Annotated in this window: 4 protein-coding genes and 2 pseudogenes; 4 read left to right on the top strand and 2 right to left on the bottom strand. The window is 32.8% G+C overall.

All coding sequences use genetic code 11. From position 1 onward, the window contains the following. Window positions 1-194, bottom strand: a pseudogene (locus tag BLP46_RS12535) (IS256 family transposase); the annotation flags it as partial. Window positions 195-839: 645 nt separating this feature from the next. Here BLP46_RS12535 and BLP46_RS12540 point away from each other — a divergent pair. The 4 genes from BLP46_RS12540 to BLP46_RS12555 all read left to right on the top strand — a co-directional run bounded on the left by BLP46_RS12540 (window position 840) and on the right by BLP46_RS12555 (window position 3598). Then, a complete protein-coding gene (locus BLP46_RS12540) occupies window positions 840-1499 on the top strand; it encodes a hypothetical protein (RefSeq protein ID WP_092979368.1) in 660 nt (219 codons plus the stop codon). A gap of 103 nt (window positions 1500-1602) precedes the next feature. Then, complete coding sequence (locus BLP46_RS12545) at window positions 1603-2109, top strand: hypothetical protein (protein ID WP_143000506.1); 507 nt, start codon at window positions 1603-1605, stop codon at window positions 2107-2109. Window positions 2110-2203: 94 nt separating this feature from the next. Next, complete coding sequence (locus BLP46_RS12550) at window positions 2204-2758, top strand: hypothetical protein (RefSeq protein WP_092979374.1); 555 nt, start codon at window positions 2204-2206, stop codon at window positions 2756-2758. 15 nt (window positions 2759-2773) lie between these two features. After that, a complete protein-coding gene (locus BLP46_RS12555; RefSeq protein ID WP_092979376.1) occupies window positions 2774-3598 on the top strand; it encodes an LSm family protein in 825 nt (274 codons plus the stop codon). A 292-nt stretch (window positions 3599-3890) separates the two neighbouring features. Here the strand turns inward: BLP46_RS12555 and BLP46_RS13585 are convergent. Next, a pseudogene (locus tag BLP46_RS13585) lies at window positions 3891-4058 on the bottom strand (IS256 family transposase); the annotation flags it as partial.

The following is a 4058-nucleotide window of genomic DNA, read 5'->3' on the forward strand; positions in this document are numbered from 1 at the left end:
GACTTATTGCTACACTCATCATTCGACGTTCTTTCGCTTTTCTCGTAGCCGAGCTCATCTGCAAGCTCACATTCCATAACCTCCTGAAGAATGTCCTTGAACATATTTTTCATTGCTGTCATAACTTCATCTGTTGAGGTGAATTTCTGACTTCTTACAAATTCTCTCATCATTTCTGCCGGTACTTTTTCCATTAAAAAAACTTCCTTTCAAGCTTTAATTTTTCTGTTTCCATTATTGCTTGAAAGGAAGTCTATTATTCACTTTTACACAAACTTTTCGGCGGTCTCCGATATATGGCAGTTTTCAGATAAATATTATGTTAACGGTATAAACGGATATGTTGACTGTTCATATATTTATAATCTCAATATCGTTAATTAACAAGCTTTCTACTCATTTGACAAGTTTTCATAATAAACCCTCTTGAGGAGAAGTAATACTTCTCCTCCCCCATTTCGGGGAAACAACGAAAGGAGTAAATTATGCTATTAGGAATTATAATAGGTTTATTCAGCGGAGTTTTTTTAGGAGTATGTTTTATGGCTTTTTTTAATTATAACAATCATGATTAATTTAAAAAGCATAAAAAAATAATCGCCCAACCGGCATTGGACGATTAATAAATAAAAAGTTATAGGACTTGCTTTTTATTATCTTAATTGTATAGTAAAACACACCGGATGTCAAGACAGAGTTTAGGCTCTGTCTTTTTTATTTAATCAAACGGCTTTCTACTCATTTGATGAAGTTTTCATAAATCTCCCTTGGAGGGGAAGTTAAACTTCCCCTCCCCCTTTGTGGGGATTAAATTTTGAGTGGAAATTATGGAGAAAGAAATGAATATAGAATATAAATTTAATGAATCAAGCATAAAAAAAGCGATCGCAAATGCAGCAAATTTCAGATACGCTGAATTGTGTGAAATAGTAAAAACAGAAAAAAGGGCTTTAATTATTGAAGTGTTTTGTGCTTTTAGCGAAATCATCATTACAATCGTGTACTCACTATGTACATATAATGATAATTCAATAACATTTCCGATTTATTTAATCACAGCAACAATAATTTTAGTTGTGATTTTTATAAGCAATGCAGTAAGAATTAAATATAAACATTTAAGACCTGATTTTCTTGAATTTGGAGAAGTTATTACTTTTTCTAAATATGCACGAAAATATTTTAATGATGAATTGTCGTATTTAAATCAATACTTATACTTTTTCAGCAATGTAGATTCAAGTGATTATCTTGACGTTTATATAACTTCAAAATACAGCTATAAGCAAGAACGTTTTAAGCGCAGCATTAATTATGTGTATGCAATTAATCATGAAGTAAAAGTAAAAACATTTAACGTTTCAATTTGTGTTTACACAAACATATCTGCACCTGTGTTAATTGTAGCTGCTGACGGAATCAGATTGTATCTTCAATACGATAATTATAATTCTTACATTGATGAAATCAATTCGTCTATTCATCATATTAATATTTAATCAAGGTTGCAAAATATTAAACAAAATATTGACATTGTTGTGCAATAATTATAGAATAGAGGTGAAAATAATGCATTTATATGACATTGACTGGAGATATATCGTGGATTGGGTAGTAATTGCTTCATGTTTTGTAACGGTTTTAACAATTGTAATTGATTTAATTAAATCTGCTAAAAGCAATAAGAATCTCAGCAAAGAACATGAAAGATTGGAAGAAGAACATAAAGATATAAACAATTCAATAGCCAAAAATGCGGATGTAATACATTCACGTGCAGATACATTAACAAACAATTTGCATTCAAATGCAAGTGCATTGTCACAAAAAGCCGATACAATTCTGCAAAAAGCAAACGATATAGATAAAATGCTGTATGCCGAATATCAAAGAAATGACTTACAACATAAAGAGCTTTCTGATAAGCAGAAAAATATAAAGGAATATGTAACAGCTATATCTGATTTAATGAAAGAATTACAGAAAACCAACTACGAAAACAAATTGCTGGTATCAGAAAATCAAAAGCTTCTTCATGAAAATGAACAATTAAAACATCAAATATCAATGCATAACCAATTTGACAACGGAATGCACTTTAATCTATAAGAATTTACAACAGAGTTTAGGCTCTGTTTTTTTATTTATATTAAAGCAAATATTGACATATTTGCGCAAAAATTATAGAATAGAGGTGAAAATAATGCACTTTAATAACGATTGGGGTTATGTTATGGATATAGCATTGGCAACAATTGTCGGGGCAATAATTGCAGTTGCAGGCTCGGTTATCCTTAATTACTTAGGAAACAAAAAAGGTTATAAGGATATTGATAAAAAAATCGGACAATTAGACAATACAACATTAAGCGGTCAACACAATAAAATAACTCAAGAAATAAAACAAACCGTTGCCGAGAACGCAAAAAGCATTAATAATAATATCGGGATTCTTAATAATACAACCTTAGCAGGGCAAAATCAAGAGATTATTAAACGGGTTGACAGCATAGCGGAAAATTTGCAAAAAGACAGAGAATCAGAATTACGCAAGGAAAATTTTCTAAGCTCTGATATGAAAATAATAAGTAACAGCATTACAAATCTTTCCGAATTTTCAAATATAATGAAAAACTTGAACGAAGAAAATATGATTTTAAAATCAGAAAATCAAAGGCTTCTTCAGGAAAATGAACAATTAAAACATCAAATATCACAGTATAACAAGTTAGACAACGGAATGCATTTCAGTTTATAAAAGGGAGATGGCATTATGAAAAACAAGAAAAAAGTTATAATAATTTCTATTGTCAGCGCAGCACTCATAGCAGTAACAATAATCATTGCTTTATTTTCGGGCTGCAGCAAGAACACATCGACGCCAGATGAAGCAACAGCCGATACTGCCACATCAGACACGGCGACGATTGAAACCACAACACTTAACATAGAAGCTCAGGCGATAACAGATAACGGACTTAGTATTGATAAGGACGGAAATGTTATTGATAAAGACGGCAAAAAGGTTGAGCCGTCGGAAGACGGAAAAGTCAAAATAAAAACCGATGACGGTAAGACTGTTGAAGTAAGTGCAGATGATATTAAGAAAGCAGATTCAAAAAACAGCACTGACAATAACGGTTCTTCTTCAAGTTCTTCTAAGACAAACCAATCAACCTCAAGCAAGAGCGACAACTCCGGTTCATCAAGCAGCGGTTCTTCATCAAAGAGCGATACACCAAAGCAAGATGACGGAAAGACTTATCATGAGGCTGTGTATAAAACAGTACATCATGAAGCAGTGACAGAACAGGTATGGGTTGTTGATGAAGCCGCATACTCTTATGAAGAGCCTGTGTATGAAACTGTTGGTGCAGTTATATGCAATACTTGCGGGGCTGATATAACAAATAACAAAAATGCTCATGGTGAGAGTCATATGTTAAATGACGAGAATTTTAGTTATCATGTTGAATCTAAGCAAGTCCAATCAGGCACAAAAACAGTTAATGTTCCTGAGCAGGGACATTATGAAACAAAAACAATCAAAGAAGCATATGACGAAAAGGTTCTTGTAAAAGAGGCCGGTTGGTATTAAAATCAACACATATAAATAATATTTCATTTAAGACAGAGTTTAGGCTCTGTCTTTTTTGTTATACAAATCATAATTATATACAGAAGAATCAGACAGTTAAGTAAAAAACGGCAACCCATAAAATTTTGTGTAAATAATAATCCTTCAAGCAATAACAGAATACAGGATTGCGGTTGCAATCAGGCTTTCTGATTTGCCCCGTGTCAACTTTTCATTCCTGTCTGCGGAATGTTATGCATGCCAAAGCGTGAATAACATTCCGCAGACAGGAAATTCTATTCACAGGGGCAAATCAAGCAGGTATTCTGGCCTCAAATATTATTGATAACTGGCTTAAAACTACATCCCAGTTTCGACATCTTTGTGTCCAGCGTTCGACAATTTTTTGAGAAGCTAAATACAACATTTTGCGCAGGCTGTCATCGTTTGTGAATGACGGCTTGTTCTTCGTAATCTGTCT

The organism is Ruminococcus sp. YE282 (genome assembly GCA_900101355.1).
Taxonomy (GTDB): Bacteria; Bacillota; Clostridia; order Oscillospirales; family Acutalibacteraceae; genus Ruminococcoides; species Ruminococcoides bromii_A.

Bases quoted from the DNA above. Each gene is read 5' to 3' on its own strand.
- BLP46_RS12540 (WP_092979368.1), top strand. From the start codon at position 840: ATGAATATAGAATATAAATTTAATGAATCAAGCATAAAAAAAGCGATC.
- BLP46_RS12555 (WP_092979376.1), top strand. From the start codon at position 2,774: ATGAAAAACAAGAAAAAAGTTATAATAATTTCTATTGTCAGCGCAGCA.
- BLP46_RS12550 (WP_092979374.1), top strand. From the start codon at position 2,204: ATGCACTTTAATAACGATTGGGGTTATGTTATGGATATAGCATTGGCA.